At 74.0% G+C, this 25,674-nt stretch carries 28 protein-coding genes; 14 read left to right on the plus strand and 14 right to left on the minus strand.

Translation table 11 applies throughout. The annotated features are described in order from the left end of the window. Positions 1–59 precede the first annotated feature (59 nt). Entirely contained in the window at positions 60–1,172 is a 1,113-nt protein-coding gene (locus BTM25_RS04590) for a CU044_5270 family protein (protein ID WP_103561483.1), read from the minus strand. Next, a complete protein-coding gene (locus BTM25_RS04595) occupies positions 1,169–1,699 on the minus strand; it encodes an RNA polymerase sigma factor (protein WP_235828231.1) in 531 nt (176 codons plus the stop codon). Before BTM25_RS04595 ends, BTM25_RS04590 begins: the two co-directional genes overlap by 4 nt. Before the next feature lie 400 nt (positions 1,700–2,099). Here BTM25_RS04595 and BTM25_RS04600 point away from each other — a divergent pair, with 400 nt between their 5' ends. From BTM25_RS04600 to BTM25_RS04620, 5 genes are all read left to right on the plus strand, one after another. Next, positions 2,100–3,350: a cytochrome P450 gene (locus tag BTM25_RS04600; RefSeq protein WP_103561484.1), complete on the plus strand. Its 1,251-nt coding sequence runs from the start codon at positions 2,100–2,102 to the stop codon at positions 3,348–3,350. A gap of 2 nt (positions 3,351–3,352) precedes the next feature. Continuing rightward, positions 3,353–4,456, plus strand: a complete 1,104-nt coding sequence (locus BTM25_RS04605; RefSeq protein WP_103561485.1) for an NAD(P)-dependent alcohol dehydrogenase — start codon at positions 3,353–3,355, stop codon at positions 4,454–4,456. An 82-nt stretch (positions 4,457–4,538) separates the two neighbouring features. Further along, positions 4,539–4,970, plus strand: coding sequence for a DUF4334 domain-containing protein (locus BTM25_RS04610; RefSeq protein WP_103561486.1), 432 nt, complete (start codon positions 4,539–4,541; stop codon positions 4,968–4,970). A 45-nt stretch (positions 4,971–5,015) separates the two neighbouring features. Continuing rightward, a complete protein-coding gene (locus tag BTM25_RS04615) occupies positions 5,016–6,020 on the plus strand; it encodes a nitronate monooxygenase (RefSeq protein ID WP_328589603.1) in 1,005 nt (334 codons plus the stop codon). Between the two features lie 81 nt (positions 6,021–6,101). Further along, a complete protein-coding gene (locus BTM25_RS04620; protein ID WP_103561488.1) occupies positions 6,102–6,932 on the plus strand; it encodes a polysaccharide deacetylase family protein in 831 nt (276 codons plus the stop codon). Here BTM25_RS04620 and BTM25_RS04625 read toward each other — a convergent pair. Further along, the gene (locus tag BTM25_RS04625) at positions 6,914–7,831 is read right to left on the minus strand and encodes a YihY/virulence factor BrkB family protein (RefSeq protein WP_103561489.1); all 918 of its coding nucleotides are present in this window, start codon (positions 7,829–7,831) and stop codon (positions 6,914–6,916) included. The genes BTM25_RS04620 and BTM25_RS04625 overlap by 19 nt on opposite strands. A gap of 140 nt (positions 7,832–7,971) precedes the next feature. On the opposite strand from BTM25_RS04625, the gene BTM25_RS04630 reads away from it, so the two are divergent. Further along, positions 7,972–8,730, plus strand: a complete 759-nt coding sequence (locus tag BTM25_RS04630) for an MgtC/SapB family protein (protein WP_103561490.1) — start codon at positions 7,972–7,974, stop codon at positions 8,728–8,730. A gap of 31 nt (positions 8,731–8,761) precedes the next feature. Beyond that, the gene (locus BTM25_RS04635; RefSeq protein ID WP_103561491.1) at positions 8,762–9,358 is read left to right on the plus strand and encodes an HD domain-containing protein; all 597 of its coding nucleotides are present in this window, start codon (positions 8,762–8,764) and stop codon (positions 9,356–9,358) included. A 574-nt stretch (positions 9,359–9,932) separates the two neighbouring features. Here the strand turns inward: BTM25_RS04635 and BTM25_RS04640 are convergent. The 4 genes from BTM25_RS04640 to BTM25_RS04655 form a co-directional block, all read right to left on the minus strand. Further along, positions 9,933–10,661, minus strand: a complete 729-nt coding sequence (locus tag BTM25_RS04640) for a hypothetical protein (RefSeq protein WP_103561492.1) — start codon at positions 10,659–10,661, stop codon at positions 9,933–9,935. Next, a complete protein-coding gene (locus BTM25_RS04645; RefSeq protein ID WP_103561493.1) occupies positions 10,658–11,173 on the minus strand; it encodes an RNA polymerase sigma factor in 516 nt (171 codons plus the stop codon). The genes BTM25_RS04640 and BTM25_RS04645 overlap by 4 nt, the downstream gene beginning before the upstream one ends. Before the next feature lie 445 nt (positions 11,174–11,618). Beyond that, entirely contained in the window at positions 11,619–13,049 is a 1,431-nt protein-coding gene (locus tag BTM25_RS04650) for a sensor histidine kinase (protein WP_235828233.1), read from the minus strand. A 106-nt stretch (positions 13,050–13,155) separates the two neighbouring features. Next, positions 13,156–13,602 (minus strand): nitroreductase/quinone reductase family protein, encoded by a 447-nt coding sequence (locus BTM25_RS04655; protein WP_103561494.1) that lies wholly within the window; start codon positions 13,600–13,602, stop codon positions 13,156–13,158. A 121-nt stretch (positions 13,603–13,723) separates the two neighbouring features. Here BTM25_RS04655 and BTM25_RS04660 point away from each other — a divergent pair, with 121 nt between their 5' ends. Genes BTM25_RS04660 through BTM25_RS04670 form a run of 3 tightly spaced genes read left to right on the plus strand, consistent with a single transcriptional unit; the run spans position 13,724 to position 15,728 of the window. Then, positions 13,724–14,431, plus strand: coding sequence for a TetR/AcrR family transcriptional regulator (locus tag BTM25_RS04660; protein ID WP_103561495.1), 708 nt, complete (start codon positions 13,724–13,726; stop codon positions 14,429–14,431). Between the two features lie 60 nt (positions 14,432–14,491). Continuing rightward, positions 14,492–15,205 carry a DUF5995 family protein gene (locus tag BTM25_RS04665; protein ID WP_103561496.1) on the plus strand — a complete coding sequence of 238 codons (714 nt, stop codon included), beginning with the start codon at positions 14,492–14,494 and terminating at the stop codon, positions 15,203–15,205. Between the two features lie 22 nt (positions 15,206–15,227). After that, positions 15,228–15,728: an ATP-binding protein gene (locus BTM25_RS04670; protein ID WP_168212002.1), complete on the plus strand. Its 501-nt coding sequence runs from the start codon at positions 15,228–15,230 to the stop codon at positions 15,726–15,728. Here BTM25_RS04670 and BTM25_RS29470 read toward each other — a convergent pair. Then, positions 15,712–15,876 (minus strand): hypothetical protein, encoded by a 165-nt coding sequence (locus BTM25_RS29470; RefSeq protein WP_168212003.1) that lies wholly within the window; start codon positions 15,874–15,876, stop codon positions 15,712–15,714. The genes BTM25_RS04670 and BTM25_RS29470 overlap by 17 nt on opposite strands. Before the next feature lie 168 nt (positions 15,877–16,044). Continuing rightward, positions 16,045–17,013 (minus strand): GlxA family transcriptional regulator, encoded by a 969-nt coding sequence (locus BTM25_RS04675; RefSeq protein ID WP_235828235.1) that lies wholly within the window; start codon positions 17,011–17,013, stop codon positions 16,045–16,047. Positions 17,014–17,102: 89 nt separating this feature from the next. On the opposite strand from BTM25_RS04675, the gene BTM25_RS04680 reads away from it, so the two are divergent. Further along, a complete protein-coding gene (locus BTM25_RS04680) occupies positions 17,103–17,858 on the plus strand; it encodes an NAD(P)H-dependent oxidoreductase (RefSeq protein ID WP_103561499.1) in 756 nt (251 codons plus the stop codon). Here BTM25_RS04680 and def read toward each other — a convergent pair whose 3' ends face one another. Next, a complete protein-coding gene (gene def / locus BTM25_RS04685; protein WP_103561500.1) occupies positions 17,859–18,386 on the minus strand; it encodes a peptide deformylase in 528 nt (175 codons plus the stop codon). A gap of 130 nt (positions 18,387–18,516) precedes the next feature. On the opposite strand from def, the gene BTM25_RS04690 reads away from it, so the two are divergent. Then, positions 18,517–19,548 carry a cytochrome P450 gene (locus BTM25_RS04690; RefSeq protein ID WP_103561501.1) on the plus strand — a complete coding sequence of 344 codons (1,032 nt, stop codon included), beginning with the start codon at positions 18,517–18,519 and terminating at the stop codon, positions 19,546–19,548. Here the strand turns inward: BTM25_RS04690 and BTM25_RS04695 are convergent. The 3 genes from BTM25_RS04695 to BTM25_RS04705 all read right to left on the minus strand — a co-directional run bounded on the left by BTM25_RS04695 (position 19,545) and on the right by BTM25_RS04705 (position 22,383). Further along, positions 19,545–20,504 carry an isopenicillin N synthase family dioxygenase gene (locus BTM25_RS04695; RefSeq protein ID WP_103561502.1) on the minus strand — a complete coding sequence of 320 codons (960 nt, stop codon included), beginning with the start codon at positions 20,502–20,504 and terminating at the stop codon, positions 19,545–19,547. The two genes, BTM25_RS04690 and BTM25_RS04695, sit on opposite strands and share 4 nt — an antisense overlap. 143 nt (positions 20,505–20,647) lie before the next feature. Then, positions 20,648–21,787, minus strand: a complete 1,140-nt coding sequence (locus tag BTM25_RS04700; RefSeq protein ID WP_235828237.1) for an XRE family transcriptional regulator — start codon at positions 21,785–21,787, stop codon at positions 20,648–20,650. Beyond that, positions 21,718–22,383: a hypothetical protein gene (locus BTM25_RS04705; RefSeq protein ID WP_103561504.1), complete on the minus strand. Its 666-nt coding sequence runs from the start codon at positions 22,381–22,383 to the stop codon at positions 21,718–21,720. The genes BTM25_RS04700 and BTM25_RS04705 overlap by 70 nt, the downstream gene beginning before the upstream one ends. Before the next feature lie 96 nt (positions 22,384–22,479). Here BTM25_RS04705 and BTM25_RS29050 point away from each other — a divergent pair, with 96 nt between their 5' ends. Further along, the gene (locus BTM25_RS29050; protein WP_146058960.1) at positions 22,480–24,798 is read left to right on the plus strand and encodes an SCO7613 C-terminal domain-containing membrane protein; all 2,319 of its coding nucleotides are present in this window, start codon (positions 22,480–22,482) and stop codon (positions 24,796–24,798) included. 108 nt (positions 24,799–24,906) lie between these two features. Here the strand turns inward: BTM25_RS29050 and BTM25_RS04715 are convergent, their stop codons facing one another. Continuing rightward, positions 24,907–25,320 (minus strand): hypothetical protein, encoded by a 414-nt coding sequence (locus BTM25_RS04715; protein WP_103561505.1) that lies wholly within the window; start codon positions 25,318–25,320, stop codon positions 24,907–24,909. 63 nt (positions 25,321–25,383) lie between these two features. Between BTM25_RS04715 and BTM25_RS04720 the strand changes: the two genes are divergently transcribed. Continuing rightward, the gene (locus BTM25_RS04720) at positions 25,384–25,674 is read left to right on the plus strand and encodes a hypothetical protein (RefSeq protein ID WP_103561506.1); all 291 of its coding nucleotides are present in this window, start codon (positions 25,384–25,386) and stop codon (positions 25,672–25,674) included.

Genomic DNA, 25,674 nt, shown 5'->3' on the forward strand with positions numbered 1-25,674 from the left:
CACTTTTGGGTCAGGCCCGGGTGACGCGGACGGTCGCGCCACCCGGGGCCGTCCCGGGGTCAGCGGGGGCTCGCGTCCGTCCACGCCGAGGTCAGGACGGTCGTGGCGCTGAGCGTCGTGCCCGCGGGCAGCACCGCGTTGACACCGCCCGGCTTGCGGATCACCAGGACTTCGGCGAGGGCGTTCCCGGTCTTCGCGTCGATGACGAGCCGGTGCTCCAGGACGCCGTTCGGGGTGCGCTCGTCGAACGCGATGGCGACGCCGGACCGTCCGGCCGGGTCCCGCACCGCGCCGAGCGACCGGACGGACGGCAGCGCCGACAGCATCCGGTACGCCGCCGCCCGCACCTGCGGCGTCACCGGCATCACGCCGTTGACGAGGCTGGTCGCGACGGTGAACAGCCACGTGTCCGACGCCATCTTCGTGCTGGACGACTCGGTGCCGTGCCCGTCGTACCAGCGCAGCAGGGACGCGCGCAGTTTCGCCGGGTCGCCGGGCAGGGCGAGCAGATCGGCCACGCTCACGTTGCGGCCGAGCCAGAAGACCTTGTCGCCGTCGGTCAGCGGGGACGACGACCGCTGCGGCGGCTTCGGCGCGGTGGACAGCATGCCGCCCTTCAGCTTCCGGGTCCCGGTCTGGAACCGGACGGTCGCGGGCGAGCCCGCGCGCCGCCACGCCCGCTCGTCCTCGGGCGTGGCCGGACGGGCGCCGAGGATGGTCGTCTCGGTGACGATCCTGCGGTGGACGTCGAAGGGCGTCCAGACGTCCTCGCGCTGGTCCTGGACGAACGTGTAGCCGCCGTCCACGCGGAACGCCGTGCGTTGGATCATCGACGTGTGCCAGTAGGCCAGGTGATTCGGCTTCGCGTCCCGCCGCGTGAGCGTGTTCGCGGCGGCGAGCAGGACGGTCCTGGCGTCCAGCCGCGCCGGGACGGACGGGGTCGCGGTGGGCGGCGGGCCTGGGTCGTCGGGCAGCGCCACGAACGCGGCGGTCGCGACGACGGCCGTCGCGGCGGCGGCCAGCCCCCATGCCGGGCGGAACCGCCGCCGCCGGGGCGCGGGCCCGCCGCGCATCGCCCGCGCGAGTTCGGCGTCGCGGGTGGCGGGGTCGACGGGGGCGTCCAGCTCGTCCGGGCGGGCCTGCGCGAGGACGCGCAGCAGATCGTCGGTCATGACAGCTTCTCCTTCAGGATGGGGATGGCGGGCGCCGGCGGATCGGCCTCGACGGCGCGGGCCAGCCGCTTGCGGGCGCGGTGCAGCCGCACCCGGAACGCGGCGGGCGACGCGCCGACGACACGGGCGGCGTCGCGCGGGGCGAGGCCCTGCCAGGCGACGAGCAGGAGGATCTCCCGGTCGTCCTCGGGCAGGGTCGCGAGGGCGCGCAGCACGGCGAGGCGTTCGGCGACGCGGTCGGCCACGTCCGCCTCCGGTTCCGCCCAGCGGCGCAGCTCGGCCGTCGACGCCTCGCGGCGCGTCCGGGCGCGGTGGTCGGCGAGCAGCAGGTTCCGGGTGACGCCGAGCAGCCACGGCAGCGCCGGGTCCGGGACGTCGTCGAACCGCCGCCACGCCACCGCGAACGTCTCGCTCACGATCTCGTCGGCGACCTGCCGTCCGGCGCGGGCCGTCGCGTAGGCCCAGACGCGCTGCCGGCAGGCGTCGTACATCGCGGTGAAGCGTCTTTCGCGCGGGTCGTCCGCCACACCTGTTCCTCCGTTCGTGCGCCGTGTTCATGAGGCTGTGTTCATGAGGAAGTGCCGTGACGGCGCCCATCGTTACCGACGATCTGCGGTGTTCTGTCCGTCCGCCGGAGCTGGCGGACGGGTAAGGGACGCCTCACCGGGCGGCGGCGCGCTTTCTTTGCGCTCCGAGGTGCCCGGGGCGGACGGTCGGGAGACGGAACGCGCGGCGCGAGGACGGATCGGCGGCGCGGACGGTGCGGCGACCGTCCGGGCGGCGGCCCTTTCCGGCCGCGCTGCGACCAGACATTTTTCTAATTCAACGACAAATGGTCAAAGTGATCGGTGATCAAGGCTTGACCGAATGAGATTCGGCTCTTAGGTTCCTACGGGTGCGGTGCCCCCGAACGTCCGAGGAGCCGACTTGAGCCTCACCCTGGAGGACGCGGGCCGCGCGCTCGCCGACCCCGCCGTCTACGCCGACGACCGCCGGCTGCACGAGGCGCTCACGCTGCTGCGCCGCGAGGACCCCGTCCACCGCGTCGAGGCGCCGGGCTACAACCCGTTCTGGGCCGTCACCCGGCACGCGGACATCATGGAGGTGGAGCGGCAGCACGGCCTGTTCGTCAACGCGCCGCGTCCGCTGCTCGCCACCGCCGAACTGGACGAGGTGAACCGCCTCCGCCAGGAGCAGGGCATGTCGCTGCGCACGCTCGTCCACATCGACGACCCCGACCACCGGGTGCTGCGCGCGATCGGCGCCGACTGGTTCCGGCCGCGCGCGATGCGGGCGCTGGAGTCGCGCGTCCGCGAACTGGCCCGCCGCTATGTGGACCGGATGGCCGAACTCGGCGGCGAATGCGATTTCGTCCAGCAGATCGCCGTGAAATTCCCGCTGCAGGTGATCCTGTCGCTGCTCGGCCTGCCGGAATCGGATTTCGACCGGATGCTGCGGCTCACCCAGGAACTGTTCGGCGGGGACGACGACGAACGCCAGCGCGGCACCAGCGCCGAGGAGAAGCTCCAGGTCCTGTTCGACTTCTTCGCCTATTTCCGGGAACTGACGGCCGCGCGGCGCGCCCGGCCCACCGACGACCTGGCGTCCACGATCGCGAACGCGCGGGTGGACGGCGAGCCGCTGAACGACCTGGACACCGCGTCCTACTACGTCATCATCGCGACGGCGGGCCACGACACGACCAGCTCCACCATCGCGGGCGGGCTGCACGCGCTCGTCGAGAACCCCGGCGAGCTGGCGCGGCTGCGCGCCGACCCCGGGCTCATGCCGCTCGCCGTGGACGAGATGATCCGCTGGACGACGCCCGTCAAGGAGTTCATGCGGACGGCCACCGACGATTGCGAACTGCGCGGCGTGCCGATCCGGAAAGGCGACGCGCTGCTGCTGTCGTATCCGTCGGCGAACCGCGACGAGGACGTCTTCGCCGACCCGTTCCGCTTCGACGTCGGACGCGATCCGAACAAGCACCTGGCGTTCGGGTTCGGCGTCCACTACTGCCTCGGCGCGGCGCTCGCGCGCATCGAGGTCCGCGCGTTCTTCGAGGAACTGCTGCCCCGGCTCGGCTCCGTCGAACTGGCCGGGGAGCCGCGCGGGATCGCGACCACGTTCGTCGGCGGGCTGAAACGGCTGCCCGTCCGCTACACGCTGCGAGGGTGAGCATGGGCAGACGGATCGACGCCGCCGTCCTGCGGGCCGCGGACGCGCCGCACCGGATCGAGCCGCTCGAACTGGCCGATCCCGGGCCGGGCGAGCTGATCGTGAAGATCGTCGGCGCCGGGATGTGCCACACCGACCTGCTGGGCCGCGCGCCCGGCGACCTGGTGGCCAAGCCCGTCGTGCTCGGGCACGAGGGGTCGGGCGTGGTCGAGGCGGTGGGGCCGGGCGTCGCGCTGACGCCGGGCACCCCGGTGGTGCTGTCGTTCGACTCGTGCGGCGACTGCGCGAACTGCCGCGCGTCGCGGCCGGGCAACTGCGCGTCGATGGCGGCGCTCAACATGTTCTCCGCGCCGCCGGACGGGCTGCCGCGCGCGACGGACGCCTCCGGCGCCGCGATCAACAACCGCTGGTTCGGTCAATCGTCGTTCGCTTCGCACGCTTTGACGACTATCCGAAACACGGTTCCGGTTCCCGGGGACGTGCCGCTGGAACTGCTGGGGCCCCTCGGCTGCGGAATGCAGACCGGCGCCGGATCGGTGCTCGTCTCCCTGGGCGTCGGCGCGGGCGACTCGATCGCGGTCTTCGGGACGGGCGCCGTCGGCCTCGCCGCCGTGATGGCCGCCCGCATCGCCGGCGCCACGACGATCATCGGCGTGGACACCAACCGGGCGCGGCTGGACCTGGCCCGGGAACTGGGCGCGACTCACGTCCTGCACGGCGGCGAGGAGGACGTCCCCGGCCGCATCCGTGCGATCACCGGCCCGGAGGGCGTGCAGTACGCACTGGACACGACGGCCGTCCCCGAGGTCGTCGCGGCGGCGGTGGCGTCCCTGCGGACGACCGGCGTCTGCGGCCTCGTGGGCATCGGCACCGCCGAACTGCGCCTGGACCCGACCCTGCTCCTGATGGGCCGCACGCTGCGCGGAATCATCGAGGGCGACGTCGTCCCGCACCTCTTCATCCCGCGCCTGGTCGACCTCTGGCGCCAGGGCCGCTTCCCCTTCGATCGCCTGATCGAGACCTACCCGCTCGCCGCGATCGACCAGGCCGAGGCCGACACCCGCTCCGGCAAGGTCGTCAAGCCCGTCCTCCTCCCCGCCCCGTGACCGGCGGCGGGTCGCCCGGACGGTGTGCGGGCGTGCCGAGCTTAAAGATCATCTGGGTGAACGAGTCCGACCAGGAGGCATTGTGACCGCGCTGGAACTCATCGCCGCCGGCGAGCCCGATCTGGACGCGGTCGCCGCCGCGTTCGACGCGTGCGGGGCGGTGGCGCCGGGCGCGCTGCGCGGGACCTGGCGCGGCGGCCTGTTCTCCTCGGGCGGCGGGCTCGCCGCGCGGCTGGACAAGCTCAACTGGTACGGCAAGCGCTTCCACGACGACGAGGACGTCGACCCGCTCCTGTGCCGCAGCGCCGACGGCGGGCTCTACTCCTACGACGGGATGGGCCTGGCGCGGCTCCGCGAGGTGACGTTCCGGGGCGTCCCGTCCGCCGCGATGATCTACGACACGCAGCCGATCATCGACCACTTCCGCCGCGTGACCGACGACGTGGTCCTCGGCGCGATGGACGCCAAGGGCCAGCCCCGCATCCTCTACTTCCACCTGACCCGCGTGGAGTGAGGGGGCGAGGGGAGTCACTAGGGTCGGGCGCTGGAGGTGGTGCGTGTGTCCGGATGGCTCCCCGAACGACCGATCGTGCAGGCTCCGATGGCGGGCGGCGCGTCCACGCCGGAACTCGTCGCGGCGTGCGCGGCGGCGGGCGCGCTCGGCTTTCTCGGCGCGGGGTATCAGACGGCCGCGCGGATGCGGGCGGACGTCGAGGCGGTGCGGGCGCTGACGGGACGTCCGTTCGGCGTGAACGTGTTCCTGCCGTCGGCCGACGACCCCGACCCGGCCGACATCGCCGCGTATCGCACCCGGCTGCTGCCGGACGCGGCGCGGCTCGACACCGAGCCCGGCGTCCCGCGCGCCCGCGACGACGACTTCGACGCCAAGATCGAGGCGCTGCTGGCCGGGCCGCCGGTCGCGGTGGTGAGCTTCACGTTCGGCCGGCCGGCGCCCGAGGTCGTCCGGGCGTTCCAGGACGCGGGCACCGCCGTCGTCATGACCGTCACGTCGCCCGACGAGGCGCGGCAGTGCCCGGACGCGGACGCGCTGTGCGTCCAGGGCGTCGAGGCGGGCGCGCACCAGGGGACGTTCACCAACGCCGAGGGCGCGGGGTTCGGCGTGCGGGAGCTGGTGGGCGCCGTCCGGGAGGTCACCGCGCAGCCGCTCATCGCGGCGGGCGGGCTCGGGACGCGCGCCCACGTCGCGGAGGTGCTGGCGCTCGGCGCTGTCGCGGCGCAGGCGGGGACGGCCTTCCTGCGCAGCCCCGAGTCGGGCGCGAGCGCCGTCCACAAGGCGGCGCTCGGCGATCCGCGCTTCACCGAGACGACGCTGACCCGCGCGTTCAGCGGACGGTTCGCGCGGGGCCTGACGAACCGGTTCATCCTGCGCCATTCGGACGCCGTCCCGGCCGCGTACCCGGACGTCCACTACCTGACGAGCCCGCTGCGCCGCGCCGCCGCCGCGCGCGGCGACGCCGACGGGCTCAACCTGTGGGCGGGCACGTCCTGGCGCACCGCCGCGCCGATCCCGGCCCCGGAGATCGTCGCCGCCCTCACGCCCTGAATCTCCGTGTGACCCCGGATGCCCGAGATGCGGGTGAGTCGCTAGGTTTGCCCTGTTAACGGGGGCTCAGGGGGAGCGGCGATGCGGGGCGTGCGGTTCGGTGCGGCGATCGGAAGTCTCGTGCTTCTCGCGGGGTGCGCGGCGCACGTCCGGCCGCCGGAGCGGGACGGGGTCGTCCCGGTCGCGCCGCCCGCGCCCACCGCGTCGCCTTCGGCCGACCCGGCGGAAGTGTGGGCGCGCTGGGACCTCAAGCCGCTGCCGCCCGCGCCGCCCGCCCCGGCGGCGCCCGCGATCGCGCTGAAGGCGACGGGGCCGGTGCCGGTGTTCTCGTCCGTCCCGACGAAGGACCGCGTCGTCTTCGTCACGCTGGACGACGGCAACGAGAAGGACCCGAGGTTCCTCGACATGCTCGCGGACCTCCGGGTCCCGGTGACGCTGTTCCTCACCGACACCGCGATCCAGAACGACTACGGATACTTCAGGAAATTGCAGGCGTCGGGCGCGGTGATCGAGAACCACACCGTCACCCATCCGCAACTCCCGCTGCTCGGTGTGGACGGCCAGCGCCGCGAACTCTGCGACGACCAGAAGGTCCTGCGGCGCGAGTACGGACGGCGGCCCGTCCTGGTCCGCCCGCCCTACGGCGAGTGGAACTCCGTCACGCAGCAGGCCGCCGCCGAGTGCGGGCTCCGCGCGATCGTCCTGTGGCGCGCGTCGATGCAGATCCACGACTTCCAGTACGACGACCCGGAGCGCAAACTGCGCCCCGGCGACATCCTGCTCGCCCACTTCCGCGGCCCGAAGGAGCTCAAGGGCGAGACGATGACCGAGATGTTCGCCGAGCTGCTGCGCCGCATCCGGAAGCAGGGGTTCGCGGTCGCGCGGCTGGAGGACTACGTCCGCGCGCCCTGAACCATGGTCTCGGCGGGCTTGTCCGGCGCCTCGTCGGGGACCTCGACGCGTCCGCGCACCCGCGCCAGTTCCGCGTCGAACTCCGCGCCGATGAGGATCGCGACGTTGGAGACCCACATCCACACCAGGAAGATCACGACCGCGGCGAGCGCGCCGTACGTGCGGTTGTAGGAACCGAAGTTCGCCGCGTACGCCGCGAACCCGACGGACGCGACGATCCACGCGCCGATCGCGACCGCGCAGCCCGGCGTGATCCAGCGCGGCTCCCGCACGTTCGGCCCCGCCCGGTACAGCGTCGCGATCGCCACCACCGCGACCGCGACGAGCAGCGGCCACTTCGCGATGTTCCAGCCCGTCACGAACGCCGAGCTGAGGCCGAGCACCCGGCCCGCCTGCGCGGTGAGCCAGCCGGTGAACGTCACCGCGACCGCGCTCGCGCCGAGCAGCACGACGATCGCGAGCGTCAGCGCGAGCCGCAGCGGGGCGAGCTTCCACAGCGGACGCCCCTCGCCGATGTCGTGGACGGCGTTCAGCGCCCGGATCAGCGCGCCCACGTACCGCGACGCCGACCACAGCGCGAGGACCGTTCCGGCGGACGCGACCGTCCCGGCCGTCGCCCCCGCGCCGTGCAGGTCCGACAGCAGCGCGAGCGCCGTGTCGCGCGTCGGGCCGGGCGCGAACTGCCGGACGTTCTCGGTGAGCGTCCGCTCCCCGGACACGCCCGCCAGGTCCACCAGCGACACCACCACGATCAGCCCGGGGAACAGCGACAGCACGCCGTAGTACGTCAGCGCCGCCGCCCAGTCCAGGAGGCCGTCGTTGAGGACGCTGACGGCCGTCCGCCGCACCACGCGCCACCAGCCCCGCAGACCCGGCCGGTCCGTCCCGTCGCCCGCCATGGCGCCACCTCCCGATCCGCCGTGGCGATACCCGCTCCGTGCCGCGCCATGCCAGGCATGGCCTTGTAGGTCGAGGGTAGAGAACCGACGCCGATTCGTCGCATTTGGAGGCAGGACGTGACCGACCGGACGGTGCCGTGATGGACCTCGCCTACGGACAGGGCTGGACGCAGCTCGGCGAACTACTGCTCGCGCTGGTGCTGTCGGCGACGATCGGGCTGGAGCGCGGGCTCCGCAACAAGGACGCGGGCCTGCGGACGCACACGCTCGTCGGCGTGGGCTCGGCGCTGTTCATGCTGGTCAGCAAGTACGGGTTCAGCGACGTGCCCGGCTCGGACGTGTCCCTGGACCCGTCGCGCGTCGCGGCGCAGATCGTCTCGGGCATCGGGTTCATCGGCGGCGGGCTGATCTTCGTCCGGCGGGACGCGGTGCGCGGCCTCACCACGGCCGCCGTCGTCTGGGTGGTCGCGGCGATCGGGATGGCGGCGGGCGGCGGCCTGCCCGTCCTCGCCGTCGCGGTGACGATCGGGCACTTCATCGTGATCTTCGGGTTGAGCGCGCTGGCGCGGCTGCTGCCCGTCGAGCGCCTCGGCCGTCCGCGCCGGATCCGCGTCCGCCTCGCCTACCGGGACGGACGCGGCGTGCTGCGCCGCGCGCTGGCGGAGGCGACGGGACGCGGGTTCGTCGTCGCCGAGGTCCAGGTCGAACGCGAGTACGCCGACAGCGACGTCGGCCGCGACGAACGCCGCGACCGCCTCGACCCCGGCGGACACGGCTCCGCCGCCGTCGTCCTGCTCCTGGAGGGCAGCGCGTCCGAGCCGGAGCTGGTCGCGGCGCTCGGCGAACTGCCGGACGTCGTCGGCGTGACGGCGGGCGAGGGAGCCGACGATGGCGACTGAGCAGCGTCCGGGCCTTCGCTACGATCGGCGCATGCGGGTTCCGGACGACGACGAGATCCGCGCCCTCCACCAGCGGCACGCCCCGACCCCCGAGGCGTTCGACCTCGTCCACACCCACTGCCGCATCATCTGGGACGTCGCCGCGCAGCTCATCGCCCGCTCCGCCCTGGACGTGGACGCCGACCTGGTCCGCGCCGGCTGCCTCCTCCACGACGTCGGCGTCTACCGCCTCTACGACGCCGAAGGCCGTCCCGACTTCGGCCAGTACATACGCCACGGCGTCCTCGGCCACGACCTGCTGCGCGAAGAGGGCTACCCGGACGCGCTGTGCCGCTTCTGCTCGCACCACACCGGCGTAGGCCTGACCCGCGACGACGTCCTCGCCCAGAACCTGCCGCTGCCCGTCGCCGACTACCTGGCCGAGACCCCCGAAGAAGAACTCGTCATGTACGCGGACAAGTTCCACAGCAAGTCCACACCCCCGGTCTTCCTCACGGCCGACACTTACGCCGCCCGCATCGCCCGCTTCGGCCCGTCCAAGACCGAATCCTTCAAACGCATGCGCCAAGCCCTGGGCACCCCCGACCTGCCCCCCTTGGCCGCCACCTACGGCTACACCCTGACCTGACCCACCCCCCACTCACGGCCGCGCGCTGCACTGACCACCCACGCTACGCATCAGTAGCCCGCAACCGCACGCCGAGCCGACCCACCCGTCCCCGCCCCTGAACGGGGGACGTGCGCGTCGAACTGCCCCCGCCCGCGCCAGCCCACGCCCCCGCAAGCCCATCGTCAGCGGGCGCGAGCGCCTGCCCCGGACTGATTCGCGCTCTCGAACGGCCGCCGCCGCTTATAGTTGCGCGTCGAGCTGCTCCCCGCCCGCGCTGGCCCGCGCCCCCGCAAGCCTGTCGTTGGCGGGCGCGGGCGCCTGCCCCGGCCTCATCAGCGCTCTCGAATGGCCACGGCCCACCCGTCCCCGCCCGCATGCCGTTGCGAACGCCCGTTGCTCGCACCTGCGCGCCGGCCTGGTGCCCGCCTGTGCCCCCGTGCTTTCGAGCGTTCGCAACTGGCGTGCGCGGGGCCTGGCCCCGACTCGTCGCCGCCTGCGGTTGTGCGTTGGCCTGGGTGTCCGCTGCGTGCGCGCTGGTCGCCGGGGGCCGGTCCGCCGCCGTGAGCGCGGGCTCGCGGCGGCGGACGAGCCCCTAACCGGCGTGGGGCACCGGTGGCGTGGACGTGCAGGTCAGCGTTCCGGTCGGCACGAGACGCTCGACGGACCCGATGCCGTCGGGCCGCGCCGCCCGCTGCTCGGGCGTGAGGAAGCCGATGAACAACTGATGTCCCTTCGGCAGGGCGGCCGGGTCGAAGACGAAGACGACCTTGTTCGCGTCCCGGCCCTTGAGGCCGCCGCCGTCGCCGGGCTTGGCGGCGCGCGGGGCGGGCGCGACGGTGCCGGGCTTGGGGCCGGTCGGACGGTCGCTCCGGACGGCCCCGCCGGTTCCCCGCATGACGCGGCGGACGCCCGGTCCGACGCCGCTCGCGTCGACGCGTCCGTCGTCACCCGGCGCGGTGCAGAAGACGCCCTCGCGGATCACCACCGGGAACCCCGCCTTGCGCAGCGCCCGCTCCAGGCCCTCGTGGTCGGCGAAGTAGCGCTGCTTGTCCCAGGACACGAGCAGCGTCCCGTCCGGACGGGTGCTCACGCTGTACGCGACGGGCCGGGCGCGTTCGAGGTTCGGCGGCGCGGTGGCGGGGTGGGCGAGGGTTCCGGCGCCGACGGCGAGGCCCGTCACGGCCGCGACCCCGGTCGACGCGGCGGCGACGCGGCGCCGGCGGCGGGTCCGGCCCGCCGCGACGATCCGCTCGACGGGCGTGTCCAGCGTGACGCCGTCCAGGGACTCCTTCAGGACGTCCAGTACGTCGTTGTCGTTCATGATCCTGCCTCCGGTCGGTCGAGTGGGACGAGATGGGCGCGCAGCGTTTCGACGGCCCGCGCGAGATGGGCGGTGACGGTGCCCGGCGCGATGCCGAGCGTCCGCGCGGTGGTCCGCGTGTCCAGGTCGAGGAAGACCCGTAACGCGACCACCTCGCGCTGCCTCGGCGGGAGCCGCCGCAGCACGGCGAACAGCGCGGGGTCCAGGCCGGACGCCCGGTCCGGGTCGTCGGCGACCTCATGGCCGGCGTCCAGCGGAACCTCGCGCCGCCGTCGCCGCCACCACGAGACGCGGGTGTTGAGCGCCGTCCGCACGATCCACGCGGACGGCGCCGGATGCCCGCGCACGCTGCGCCAGGACGCCCATGCGCGGGTGAACGCCTCGGCGACCAGGTCCTCGGCGAGCGGACGGTCGCCCACGGCGGCGAGCACCGCCCGCAGGCAGGCGTCCCGGTTGGCCGCGTAGAACTCCTGAAATTCGCGCTGCTTCACACCCACAACACGCTTGGGCACCCCGATCCGCTTACCTGCTCGTCCGAAACGCTCATGAGCAGGCGCACGACGCTCGCACGCCCGGACCCGCCTACGTGTTCGTCAGGGGCTCGCGTGAGCAGGCACACCACGTTTGGGTGTCCGGATCCGCCTACCTCTTCGTCAAGGCGTGCGTGAGCAGACACGCGACGCTCGGGTGCTCCGATCTGCCTGCCTGCTCGTCCGGGACTTGCGTGAGGAGGCACGCGACGCTTGGGTGCTCCGGTCCGCTTACCTGTTCGTCCGGGACGCACGTGAGTAGGCGCACGACGCTCGCGTGCCCCGATCCGCCTGCCTGTTCGTCCGGGGCGCGCGGGAGCAGGCACGCCACGTTTGGGTGTCCCGATCCGCCTGCCTGTTCGTATGGGAGGCGCGTGAGCAGGGCTGTCGGCAGCTCGCAACACGCTCGGGCGCCTGGGCGGGTGGGTCAGGGGGATTGGGCGGGGGCCGGGGCGGGGCGGCGGGCGGCCAGGGGGAGGCGGAGGACGAAGCGGGCGCCGCGCGGGCTGTCCTCGATGGCGAGCGAGCCGCCGTAGGTCTCGGCGATCTCGCGGGCGATGGGGAGGCCGAGCCCGGTGCCGGCGGGGTCGCGGCGACGGCTTTCGGGGAGGCGGGCGAAGCGCTCGAAGACGCGTTCGCGGTTCTCGGGGGCCACGCCGGAGCCGTCGTCCAGGACCTCCATCGTGGCCGTCCCGTCCTCGGCGCGGACGGTCACCTCGATCGCGGACAGGGCGTGTCGTTCGGCGTTGGCGAGGAGGTTTCCGAGGACGCGCGCCAGCCGCAGCCCGTTCGCCACCACGACCGCGCCGTCGTCCAGGCGTGTGGTGATCGGGATGCGCGCGGGCCGGCGGTCGACCTCGCGGCGGACCATCGCGGCCAGGTCGATGTCCTCCTCGGGCGCGGGGGAGCGGCCGTCGAGCCGGGACAGTTCCAGCAGGTCGTCGACGATGTCGTTCAGCCGTTCGGTGTCGCTCACCGCCGCGCGGACCATCGCGCGCCAGTCGAAGTCGTCGTCCTCGTCGAGCGCGCCCTCCAGCCGGGTGTGCAGGCCCGCGATCGGGTTGCGCAGGTCGTGCGAGGCGTCGGAGATGAACCGGCGTTCGCGGCTCGCGGACTCGTCCAGCCGGCCCAACGTCTCGTTGACGGTCTCGGCGAGGCGCTGGATCTCGCCTCCCGTGTCGGGCACGGTGACACGTGCGCCGAGCCCGGCGGCGTTGATCCGCGCGATCTGCCGCCGCATCGCCTCGACGGGCGCGAAGGACAGGCCGACGGCGCGCCACGTCCACCAGCCGATCGCCGTGACGACCAAGACCAGCACCGCCGCCATCTCGACGGCCAGCAGCAGCCCGGTCAGCAGCGTCGGCGCGTGGGACGCCACGAGCGCCACGACCGGCCGCCCGAACGTGCCGTCGCTGATGCGGACGCCCGTCACCCACACGCATTCGCCGAGGGACGGCGGGCACGCGTCGTCGTCGACCAGGACGTCGTCCGCCGCGACGTCCCGGTTGATCAGCGACGGCTTGCCGCGCAGTTCCGGGGACGCGTAGAGGATCCGTCCCGAGCGGTCCACGATCTGCACGCGGTCGTCGCGGCCCTCGCCGAGGGTCGGGTCCTGTCCGGCGTGGACGTTCGCGGCGATCCGGTCCAGCGTGCGGCTCGCCTCGTCCAGCGAGAGCTGGAACGTGACCTCCCGCGCCAGCAGCAGCCCGAGCGCCATGCTGACCGCGCCGATCCCGACCGACACGAGCACGCTGATCAGCGTCGCACGGCCCCGGGGCGTGTGCAGCGCCCGCGCGCGCAGATGCCGGAGCCTCGCCTCCCTGTGCTCGCGCCTGTCGTCGCGCATCTCGTCGCGCATCGCGCCGGATCTCCCGCGTCGGTCCTGGCCACACGATCGCCGCTCATCGGAACGACCTCATCGCTCAGCGTAATCTCCGCAGGTCGCATGGTTCGTGGCGACCCCCTCACCGGATCCGGAACACCGGGACGAGCGGCGCCAGCTCGGCGAGCCCGGCGTCGTCCAGGTCCTTGATCGGACGGTCGAAGAACCGCCCCACCTCCCAGCCCCAGCGCCGCAGGTAGACGCGCAGCGCCGGAATCTTGTCCGCATCGGTCAGCTCGGTCGCGGCGAACGCCTCGGCGCGCCGGCCGAGCCGCAGCTCACCGCTCCCGGCGACGCGCAGGTTGCGCACCCACTGCGTGACCCCGCGCGGCGCGACGAGGTACCGCTCGCCGTCGATCGTCAGCAGGTTGACGGGCGTCGTCCGCCACTCGCCGCTGGTGCGCCCCCGCACGGCGAGCAGCCGGCTGCCGAACAGGCTGAGCCCGCGCCGGGCGAGGAACGCGACGGCCCTGTTGAAGTACACGTCCATCCCCTTGGCCGGGACGTTGCGGCTGTCCGTGCTGGTCATCGTGCCCTCCGAGTGTGAGCGGTGCTCTCGTTCGAGATCAGTATGCACGCCGCGCCGCACCAAAGCAAGAGCAGTGCTCTCGATTTTGTGCAGTGCTCTCGCCGATGCCAGACTGGACGGCATGAACGCCCGCCCCACGCCGCGCGAACGCCTCCGTGCCCAGCTCGTCCGGGAGATCAAGCAGAAGGCGCGCCGCCAGCTCTCCGAGGTCGGCCCGCAGGGCCTGTCCCTGCGGGCCGTCGCCCGGGACATGAACATGGTGTCCTCGGGCCTCTACCGCTACTTCGCCAGCCGCGACGAGCTGCTCACCGCGCTGATCGTCGACTCCTACAACACGCTCGGCACCTGGGCCGAACGTGCTCTGAACAGCGACGAGACACCGCCCGGCCACCGATCGCGCTGGCGCGCCGTCTGCACCGCCGTCCGCGAATGGGCGCTGACGTACCCGAACGAGTACGCCCTGATCTTCGGGACGCCCGTGCCCGGCTACAGCGCGCCCGTGGGAACCATCACGGCAGCGATCCGCGTGCCTACCGCACTGTTCACGGTCGTCCGCGACGCGTGGGCGGACGGCGCGCTGACGCCCCCGGGCCCGGACCGTCCGCTCCCGCCCGAGCTGGCCGGGCAGGCCCACTTCGTCACCGAGAGCATCTCCCCGGGGCTGCCCGAACCGCTCGCCGTCCGGACCGCCGCGGCCTGGACGCAACTGTTCGGCATGGTCGGTTTCGAACTGTTCGGGCACCTCAGCGGCGGCTTCGACCCGGCCGACGCGTTCTTCGGCCACAGCGTGGACCTCATGGCCGATCTCCTCGGTTTTCCCGTTTCCTGATCACGGAGCGTCACGGTCGGTTACTCTCACGCGTGTCCGGACGTCGATGACGGGAGCGGGATGCACACGACGGTGGTCCAGACGGTCGATCCGGTCCTCGACCGGATGCGCGCGATCGGCCGGGGGCTCGGCCCGCACGACGGCGTCGCCCGCTTCAACCGCGTCTACCTGCGGGTCACCGAGCTGGTCGCCGCGGAGCTGTCGGCGGGAGCGTTCCACGACCCGGACTTCGTCGCGCGGCTCGACCGCGTCTTCGCCGGGCTGTACTTCGACGCCGTCGCCGCCGACGAGATGGGCCGCGCCCCCGGCCACGCCTGGCGGCCCCTCTTCGAGGCGCGCGACGCGCGGGCCGTGTGCCCGTTGCAGCACGTCCTCGCCGGGATGAACGCGCACATCGGCCACGACCTGCCGCTCGCCGTCATCGAGACCTGCGCCGAGCGCGGCCTGACGCCGGGGCCCGCCGTCCACGCCGACTACCTGCGCGTCAACGACCTGCTCGCCCGCGCCGAGGCGGAGGTGCGGCGCGAGGTCGAGCCGTGGCTGCTGCGCCTGGCCACCCGCGACCTGGAGGCCGTCAAGCACATCGTCGGGACGTTCGGCGTCGCGCGGGCGCGGGACCTGGCGTGGTGCGCGGTCGAGGCGCTGTGGCCGCAGCGCGGGACGCCCCTGTTCGACGCCTCGGCGGACCTGCTCGCGCGGACCGTCGAGACGACCGGACGGCTGCTCGTCACGCCGGTCCTCCCGCCGGTGTTCGCCGACGAGCCGTCCCGCTGAGCCGGCGATGGGGGGAGCGGCGGTGCGGGAGACGGCGGACGGGCCGGTCGTCCTCGGGGTCGTGACGCTGCCGGGCGAGCGGCGGTCGGCGGCGCGGGCGCGCGCGTTCCTGCGCGACCTGCTGCCGCCCGACGACCCGGTGCTGGACGACCTGCTGACGGTCGGCAGCGAGACGGTCGGGAACGCGGTCGCGCACACCGCGTCCGGACGGCCGGGCGGCCGGGTCACGGTGGCGCTCACCGCGACCGCGCGCGGCTACCGGCTGGAGGTCGGCGACGACGGCGCGGACGGCGCGCGCCCGCACGTCCGGCCGGGCTCGGACGACGATCTGCTGGAAGATCCGCTCGCCGGAGCGGAGAACGGGCGCGGGATGCGGATCGTCGCGGCGCTCACGTCTGCATGGGGCTACTGGGAGAGCGGCGACCGGACGGTCGTGTGGGCGGAGTTCGCCCCGGCCCGCGCGCGCGGCGGACGCCCGCGCGGGCCGGGACTGCGCGCCGCCGGGGTCAGCGACCCCGGTTGAACTGCCGGACGGGCGTGCGGGGCGTCGTGCGCCGCGCGCCCGCCGACAAGGCGGCGGTGCGATGGTCGCGTTCGGTGCGACGGGCCTTCTTGGAATCCTTTTCCGGCTGGGCCGAGAAAAGGATGTTCTCGATGTCGCGGATGCGCATGGAGAAATCACCTCCGGGCAGAACGAAGTACGGCCGCAAGCGGGCCGGGAAAAAGAACAGAAGGGGAGCGGGCGCGCACTCGGACGTGCGGCGGCTCGACCCGGGAGATCAAAGCGTGAAAAGCTTCATGCCCGGTAGCATCGCCCGCGGCCGGACGGGCTGTCAACCTCATTTTCCGGCGGGCACGCCGCGAAAAGTGCTCCGGTAGGCGCTCGGGGTCACGCCGAGCGCGGCGTGGAAATGGTTGCGCAGCGACACGGCCGTCCCGAATCCGGACGCGCGGGCGATCTGGTCCACGGGCAGCGCGGTGCTTTCCAGCAGGTGCCGGGCGCGTTCGACGCGCTGCCGCGTCAGCCATTCCCCGGCCGACAGGCCGGTCTCCTCGCGGAAGCGACGGGTGAACGTCCGGACGCTCATCGCCGACCGCGCCGCCAGCTCGCGCAGCCCGATCGGACGGTCCAGCTCCGTCAGCGCCCACGCCCGCGCCGCCGCCGTGGACGCGCCGGCCTCGTCCGGCACCGGCCGCACCACGAACTGGGCCTGGCCGCCGGCGCGGTGCGGCGCGACGACGATCTTGCGGGCGGCGTCGTTGGCGACGGCCGCGCCGTGGTCGCGCCGGACGAGATGCAGGCACAGGTCGATCCCGGCGGCCTCGCCGGCCGAGGTGAGCACGGTGTCCTCGTCGACGTAGAGCACGCCGTGGTCGACGCGGACGCCCGGATGCCGCGCGCGGAGCAGTTCGCCCGACTTCCAGTGCGTGGTGGCGCGGCGCCCGTCGAGCAGGCCCGCCGCCGCGAGGACGAACGCGCCCGTGCAGACCGACGCGACGCGCGCCCCGTCGGCGGCGGCCTTCCGGACGGCGGCCGTCACCGCAGGGTCCGGGCCGTCGGCGCGCTCGTCGTCCTTCGCGGCCGGGACGACGACCGTGTCCGCGCCGTCCAGCGCGTCGAGGCCGTGCGGGGCGAACACGGTGAAATCGGCGGACGTCCGGACCGGGCCGGGCACGGCCGCGCAGGTCAGGACGGTATAGAGCCGCTGTCCGGACGCGTCGAGCGCCGCCTCGAACACCTGGTGGACGAGCCCGAGTTCCATCGGGAGCACGCCGTCCCTGATCACCACCGCGACCCGATGCGTCATGGCCCGATTCTTGCACTGATTGGCCATCGGGCCACTCACGGCCGTCCGTCCGGCCCGCGCACGATGGCGGGGACGGAAGGAGAACGATCATGCGCATCCTGTGGCTCTTCGCCCATCCCGAGCCGAGGTCCCTCAACGCCGCGCTGCGCGACGCGGGCCGGAAGGCGCTCGCCGACCTCGGACACGAGCTGCGCGAGTCCGATCTGTACGCGATGGGGTGGAACCCGGTCGTCAGCGCGGCGGACTTCGGCGCCGGGACCGACCGGCTCGTCGTCGGCCGCGACTCGGCCGCCGCGTACGCGTCCGGCACGCTCGCCGCCGACATCCGGGAGGAACAGGACAAACTCCGGTGGGCGGACATGGTCGTCGTGCAGTTCCCGCTCTGGTGGTTCGGTCCGCCCGCGATCCTGAAGGGCTGGTTCGACCGGGTGCTAGTGGAGGGCTTCGCGTACGGCGTGCCCGCCGAGGACGGCCGTCCGCTGCGCTACGGCGCCGGGCCGCTGAGCGGAAAGCGCGCGTTCACGGTCGTCACGACGGGGTCGGCCGCGCCGGGCTTCGCGCCGCGCGGCGTCCACGGCGCGCTGCGGGACGTCCTATGGCCGCTGCTGCACGGCGTCTTCTTCTACACCGGCATGGACGTGCTGGCACCGCTGGAGATCTCCGCCGCCGACAAGGCCACGCCCGAGGACGCCGACCGGCACGCCGCGCGCCTCCGCGACCGGCTCGCCGGGCTGGCCGACGAGACGCCGATCCCGTTCCGCTCCGAGCGCGCCGACTACGAAGGCCTGCTGCTACGTCCGGACGTCGCGCCCGGACTCACCGGCCTCGACGCCCACCTGCGCTGACTACGGCCGCGCGGCGCGCAACTCTTCCATCTCGTCCAGGACACGCTTGCGTTCCCGCTTGGACAGACGGTCGATGTAGAGCTTCCCGCCCAGGTGGTCGGTCTCGTGCTGGAGGCACCGGGCGAGCACCCCGGTGCCCTCCACGCTGACCGGCGCGCCTGTGACGTCGAAGCCGTGGCACGTCGCGCGGTCGGGACGGGCGACGCGCGCGTGCGGCCCGGGCACCGACAGGCAGCCCTCCTCGCCGTCGTCCAGCCGCCGCGCGTCGCCCTCGGGCAGCACCAGCGTCGGATTCACGATGACGCCTTTTTGCGCCACATCATCGGCATCGGGGCAGTCGTACACGAAAACCCGCAGGTCAACGCCGATCTGATTGGCGGCGAGCCCCACGCCGTTCGCCTCGTACATGCTCGCGAACATGTCCTCGGTCAGCTCGGCGAGCGCGGCGTCGAACTCCGTCACCTCCCGGCACGGCCGGTGCAGAACGTCCGTCCCCACCAGCGTGATCGGTCGTGCGCGCCCGCTCATCCGGCCCTCCTCGCCAAACTCCGTCCCCCAAAGCGTATCGGCGGGTCAGGGCGTGGAGTCAAAGGTCACCCCTCGGGGGGCCTTTCCTTCCGGGGGGCGCGGCTGCATGATCGGGGCCGGAGGCGATCGCATGGCGTTCGACGGTGTGGACTTCGGTGCGGATCCCGGTGCGAACCCGCACGGCTTGCTGGCCGCGGCGCGGGCGGCGGGGCGGGCCGTGCCCGTGTTGTTCCGCGGTGAGCCCGCGCGGCTCGTCGCCCGGTACGCGGACGTCGCGGACGGGCTGGCGGCGACGGAGCTGACCGCGCCGGACGGGCGTCCCGACGTCGGCCCGTACGCCGCGCCGCATCCGCTCGACCCGGTGCTCGCGGCGACGCCGCGGGCGCTGATCCGGTCGCTCGCGGACGGGCTCGTCGCGCACCTGGACGGTGCCGCCGATCTCGTCGCCGACTTCGCCGCCCGGTACCCGTCGCTGGTCGTCTCGCGGCTGCTCGGGCTCGGCGGGTCGGCGCTGCCGGAACTGCGGTCGCTTGCCGCCGACCCGGCCGGCGCCGAGCGGTTCGCGCGGCGCCTCACCGGGCCGATCGCCGAGCGGCGCGGCGAGCCGCGCGACGACCTGCTGTCGCGGCTCGTCGCCACCGGCGCGGCGGACGAGGAGATCGTGGACTTCGTGCGGCTCCTGCTGCCCGTCGAGGCCGTCTGCCACGGCATCGGGAACCTGCTGCACGGCGTGCTGACGGCACCGGACGGGTGGGCGCGCGTGCGCGCCGACGCCGCCTACCGGGCCGCCGCGCCGGCGGAGGCGCTGCGCTGGGAGCCGCCCGCGGCCGTCCGTCCGCGCCGGGCCACCGGGCCGCTGACCTGGGGGGACGTGACGGTCGCGGACGGCGATCTGGTCCTGCTGTCGCCCGCCGGGGCCAACCGCGACCCGGACGTGTTCCCCGACCCCGACCGGTTCGACCCGGATCGTCCCGCCGCGTCCCCCGGCCTCGCCTTCCCGGACGGCCCGCACGCCGACCTGGCCCGCGCACAACTGGCCGCCGCCCTGGACGCCCTCGCCGCGCGGTTCACGACGGTCGAGCTGGCCGTGCCGCCGGACGAGGTCGTCGTGTCGGGAACGCTCGTCCGGGGTCCCGAGCGGCTGCCCGTCAAGCTGGCCTAGGTCCCCCGGTAGTTCGCCGCGATCCGCTGCCGCAGGTACTCCTCTGCGGTGATCGGCGGATAGCGCCCGGCGGGGCCTTCGATCACGACGTCGGCGTTGGCCTGCGCGAAGAACGCGATGCTCTGGCGCGGCCCCCGGTCCTCGCCCGGCCCGGGACTCTTCACCCGGTGGAAGTTGGACGGCAGCAGATCGTCGCTCCAGCGCATGAGCATGTCGCCGATGTTGCAGGTGACGGCGTCGTCGGAGGCCTCGACGGGCGTCCACGTCCCGGCGTCGCGCTCGCGGCCGGGGCACACCTGGAGGCCGCTCTGCCCGTCCCGCTGGAACAGCAGCGTGAGGCAGTCGAAGTCGGTGTGCGCGCCCGCGCGCCACAGGCCGGTCGCGTCCGGCGGCACGGCGAAGTAGTGCAGCAGGCGCAGCGTGCTGCGGTAGCCCGGGTCGGACGGGTCGTGGGCGCGGGCGAAGAAGTCCGCGTCGAACCCGAGGCGCGTCGCGAAGCAGGACAGCAGCTTCATCGCCAGGTCCCGGCACTGGGCTTCGAAGCGCAGGAGCGTCGTGCGGAACTCGTCGGAGGGCCAGAGGCCGTCCATGTGCGGACGGGTGATCTGGAACGACTCCTTCTGGTCGGGCGTCCCGACGGACGGCCGGACCTGCGACAGGCTCTCCCAGCCCGCGTTGCGCCCCTTGCGGAGCGGATAGCGGGCTTTGGTCGCGTCCGGGAGGGCGAAGAAGCGCTCGGCCGTCGCGAACGCCTCCCGGACGTCCGCGAGGTCGATCCCGTGCGCGACGACCTGGAAGAACCCGATCTCGACGGCCGCGTTCCAGACCTGCTCGGTGATCTCGTCGCGCCGGGCCGCGAAGTCCGACAGGTCGATCCGGCGGATCTCCCGCGCCATCTCGGTGCCGAGCCCGCCCATCCGGGACTCGCGGTGCAGTTCGGTCAGTTCGTAGGACATGTGGCGGTCCTCCGACACGAGACCGCGCGCACTTGTCGAGGCGGAGCAACGCAATCCGAGGCAGTCGGTGCCCGAGATTACGCGCGGTCTCTGCGATACCGCCCATCATCGGGCACGACGATCACACCGGCGTTACATCCGGCTCACCGGACGGGGACGAGAAGGTCCAGGTCAGGGCGGGGGACCCCGGCGCGGACGGCCAGCGCGTCCCGGTCCAGACCGGACATCTCGATCGCCCGCGTCAGCATCGTCGGCCCCTCCAGCGGACGCGCCGGACCCGGCTCCCGCCGCCGCATCCCCTGCCGCGCCATCCCCGCCATCGCCGCGCGGTAGACGGGTTCGGGCATGACACCGAGCGTCCGCGCCCGGTACAGCAGCGCCGCGAGGCTCACGCCCCAGCGGGCCTTCAGCGCGGCGAGCCGGTCCCAGTCGGCGAACGCGGGCAGCTCGCCCGCGATCTCGTCGGCGGGCATGAGGAACTCGGCCGCGAACCGCTGCGCCTGGTCCTCGACGATCTTCTCGCCGGGCTCGGCGTCCGCGTGCATGACGAGATGGCCCAGCTCGTGCGCGCCGTCGAACCGGTTGCGCCAGTAGTCGCCCTTGGCCGGGTTGAACAGCACCAGCGGACGCGGATGCGCTCCGACGCTGAACGCGTCCACCCGCTCGGCGACCGGCGGCAGCACCACGACGATCACGCCGCCCGCCTCCAGCAGCCGTACCACGTGCGGGACCGGTCCCGGGGACGGGCACAGCGCCGCCCGCGCCCGCCGCGCCGCGTCCGCCGGGCCCGGTCCGCCGATCTCGTCCGGCGGGACGGGACGTTCCGGCAGCGTCACCGCCGGGAACTCCACGACCTCCTCGAGCGCCGCCACGACGTCCGCCGCGATGCGGCCGTAGGCGAGGGCCTGGTCGCGCTCGATCTGCGTCGTCGCGCGCAGCGACCGGAAGTGCGCCGAGTCCAGCGCGCGCGGCGGACCGGCCGCGCCGCCGAAGAACTCGGCCGGGACGCCGAGCGCCACCGCGAGCCGGGCCGGCACCGGGTCCGGGGGACGCGCGATGCCCGCCTCGAAGCGGCCGATCGCGGCGGGCGTCGTGCCGACCGCCTGGGCGAGCTGGTTCTTGCGCAGGCCGCGCAGCCGCCGCGCCAGCGTCAGCCGTTCACCGTCGAACGGCCGACGGGCGGCGGCGGGGCGGGACGTGGGAAAACGTTCGTTCACCAGGCCGTTTCGGTGCTCGTCGCGCGCCTTCGCCGCAGGACGACGTCCGCGGCGTCGTCCGTCCACAGCGGAAGGGTGGGCTCGACGAGCTTACGGCGCGGATCGGCGCCGAGCGACGCGTCGTCCAGCGCGCGGACCCAGTGCCACGCGCCGCCGCCGTCGTCGTTGAACCGGGGACGGCCCAGGTAGAGCTCCAGTTGCAGCGGCTCCTCCGTGGCGCTGTGGGCGAGGACGAGCGTGACGATCCCGGGCGTGTCGGCCGGGACGCCGGGGATCTCCAGGGCGAGCTGCGGGTCGTCGGCGAACTCCTGGCGGGCCACGGCCTGCTTGGTGGGGCTGTCGCGATCCCAGCGGAGCGCGTGGACGGCCCCGAGGTGGTGCCTTTTCAACAGCACGCGGTACCGGCCGCAGCGCCAGCCCGGCGAGTTGTTGAGGTCGTCGCGGACGATCGGGCCCGGCTCGTCGTCGCCGATGCCGAACACGCGGTCGAGCCAGGACTCCAGGACGTCGAACGAGCTGGTCCCGAACGACCGTTCCTTGAACCCGGCGGACCTGCTCATGCCGCCGAACACGGCGAGCGTCGCCTCCTTGTGGGCCTCCCGCGCGGCGTGCAGGAACCCGGCGGCGCGCAGCGTCGCCCACGCATCCCGCTTCTCGTCCATGCTCCGCAGCCTAGGCGGGGGGTCCGACATTTTCGGGGGACGATCTGAGTACCTGAGCGGATGTCCGGGACCTCTGGTTCGTCCGACGCTGGACGCATGTCGCTCTTCTGCCCGGGATGTCATGCGCCGCTGGCGTCCCCCACCGAGACCTGCCGCAGGTGCGGGCTCGACCTCGGCCTGCCCGGCGCGGACGCCCTGTGGCGGATCGAGTACGCGCTCGCCGACCTCGTCCGGCAGCGCAACGCCCTCCTGACGTCGCTCCACGCCCGGACGCACGGCGTCGCCCCCGGTGCCCGCGCGCCCCGACCCGAGGTACCTAGGGTCGGGGTCCGCAACGTCCTGCTGGGGCTCGGTGCGGCCACGTTGGGCATCGCGGCGGTGGTGTTCACCGCGCTGACGTGGGACGCACTCGGGCTGTTCGGTCGCGCGGCGATCCTGTGCACGCTGACGGGGATCGCGCTCGGGCTGGCGTGGCCGCTGGCGCGGCGGGGGCTCGCGGCGACGGCCGAGGCGGTCGCGTTCGTCGGGCTGGTGCTGCTCGGCGTCCTCGCGGCGACGGCCTACGGATCGAACGTCGGGGGGCTGGGCGATCTATCGGCCGACCGATACGGCATCGGCGCGTCCGCCGTCGTCGCCCTGCTCTGGACGGCCTACGCCCGCGTCGCGCCCTTGCGGGCAGCCGCCCCCACGGCCGTGGTCCTCGCGCAGATTCCCGCGCTGTTCGTTATCCACGCGCTGGACGGTTCGTTCGTCGGTACGGCCGCGACGCTGCTCGGCCTGTCGCTGGCGGACCTCCTGATCCGGACCACGACCCGCAGCATCGCGCGGGGCGTCGCGACGGCGGCGGGCGCGTCCGCCGGGACGCTCGGCACGGTCGGCGCGCTCGCCGGCCTGCTCGTCGCCCTCGACACCCCGTGGACCGACGCCGCCGGGGAGCACGCGGCGGTCATCGCCCTGGCGGGCGCGGTGGCGGCGGCCTGGGCCGTCGTCGTGGACCGCCGCGCGGCGCTGGCGACCGGCGCGGCCCTCACGTCCCTGCTCACGGCTGTGGCGATCAACCCGCCGGACGTCCCGGCGCGGCTGGATCCGCCGATCGCCTGGACACCCGTCGCCCTGCTGCTCGCCGCCATCACGGTGGCCGGCACCGCCGTCCTGACGCGCGACATGCTCGGGCGGCTGTCGGACAGGGTTCGGTGGCTCGTGATCGGTGCGTCGGCGATGGGAGCCACGGGGCTGCCGTTCGCGCTGTACCTCGCGTTGGACGCCGCAGGGCAGCCGTTTCGGGTTCTGGACGCTGGCGTGTGGCAGAGCGGCGACCTGTTCGCCACGTCCCTCACCGCAGGGCCGGTGACGTTCGCCATCCTCGCGGTCGTCGGGGCGCGGTTCCCGGCGGTCGCCGTTCCAGCGGTCGTGCTGGCCGCCGTCGGGCTGCCGGGGACCGAACTCGGCCCCTTCGTAGCGGTCGGCGTGGCGGCCGGGCTCGCGGCGTGGGCCGTGCGGCGGGACGACGCGCGTCTCGCGGCGGGGATCGGTGCCGTCGTGCTCGGTGCGTGGGCGGTGACGGCGTCGCTCGCCGGTGAGGTGCGGACGGTCGGCGTCCTTGCAGCGCTGACCGCACTGGCGGCTGTCGTTGCGCTGGTGTCCGCACCGCTGCGTCCGGCGGCGCAGGCGGTCGCGGTCCTGACGGCCGGAGGGTTCGCGGCGGCGCAGGGGCTCGCCGCGGGCCTTCCGGCGCACGGCGCGGCGTTCGCGGTGCTCGCGGCGGCGGCCGCCGGGACGGCGCTCGGCCGCGTCCCGGCGGAGATCGCCGCCGCCGGCACGGGCGCGGCGGCGCTCGCGATGACGGCCGACGACCCGGTGTGGCTGAGCTGCGCGCTCGCGACCGCCGGTGTCATCGCGACGGCGGCGGCGCTGCGTCCGTCCCGGCGCGACGCCGCGTACGCGGGCTCGGCGCTGCTCGCGCTGGCGTGGTGGGTGCGGCTCGGCGCGTCCGGCGTGACCGTCCCGGAGGCGTACACGGCGCCGGTCTCGCTCGCGCTGCTCGTCGTCGGGCACCTGCGGCGGCCGAAGCTCCCGTCCTGGCTCGCCTACGGCCCGGCGCTCGCCGGGACGCTCGTCCCGAGCCTGCTCGCGTCCTGGTCCGGCGACGGCGCCGTCCGGCCCGCACTTCTGGCGCTCGGCGCGACGGCGATCGTCCTCGCGGGCGCCCGCTTCCGCCTCCAGGCCCCGCTGGCGCTCGGCGGCGCGGCCCTCCTCCTGGACGCGCTCCGCTACCTGGCGCCGCTCCTCCAGGACGTGCCGGGCTGGATCCCGATCACGGTCGTGGGCCTACTGCTGGTCGCCGTCGGCGCCACCTACGAACGCCGCCTCCGCGAACTACGCCGCGCCCGCGCCGCCTTCGCCCGCCTCAACTGAACCACCCCGGCCGCGCGCCTCAGCCCGCCTGCGCGACTCAGCCCGCCTGCGCGGGTTGGCTCGCGTGCGCGGGTTGGCTCGCGCGGGGCCGGGCGGTGCGCGGGGAGGCTAGCGGGGGACGCGGCGGGCCACCTCGTCGGCCAGGCGGTCCAGCGAGCGGCGCAGCATCCGGTTCGTCCGGTCGACGGCGCGGGCGGCGCCGCGCGCCTCGGGGCGTTCGTCGCCGAGGAAGGACAGGTGGACGACGACCTCGCTCGCCCCGTCCGCCTGATCGTTGACCTGGAGCCAGCCCGCGTAGTCGGGACGTTCGCGCAGGCCCCACTCCAGGCGGAGCTGGTCGGGGACGCGACGCAGGAGGCCGGCGTGGGCGGCGTCCGCTCCGATGTCGCGGCTGTGCGCCTCGACCAGGTCGTCGGCGATCTCGCGCGTCTCGATCTCCTCGGGCAGCCAGCCCAGTTCGGCGGCGACGTCGAACACGATCGCGCTGCCCGCCAGGATTCGGCGACTTTCCTCGTATTCCATACGGTTGCGCTACCCGAGCGCGCCGCCGCGTTAACGCCGAGTCACGGGGGTAGGGGGCGGCGCATGAACGACAACCGCAGATCCGCCCGTGAGCTGGCCGAAGAACTGGCGAGCAATCCCGACGACCCCCGCTTCCGCAACCGCAGGCCCGGCATCCGCGCCACACGCCGCATCTCCCGCGAGGACGCCGACGCTGATACGGCGGGGATGGAAGGCGGCTTCGGTACGACCGGAGGCGGCAGTCCGGGCGGCAGCGGCTTCGGTCGTACGCAGGGCCACGCCGTGCCGGACACGCCGCCCGGCGACGAGTTCGGCGAGCCGTCCACGGACGACGGGGACATTCCGCGCCCCTGA

Source organism: Actinomadura rubteroloni, assembly GCF_002911665.1.
GTDB classification, from domain to species: domain Bacteria; phylum Actinomycetota; class Actinomycetes; order Streptosporangiales; family Streptosporangiaceae; genus Spirillospora; species Spirillospora rubteroloni.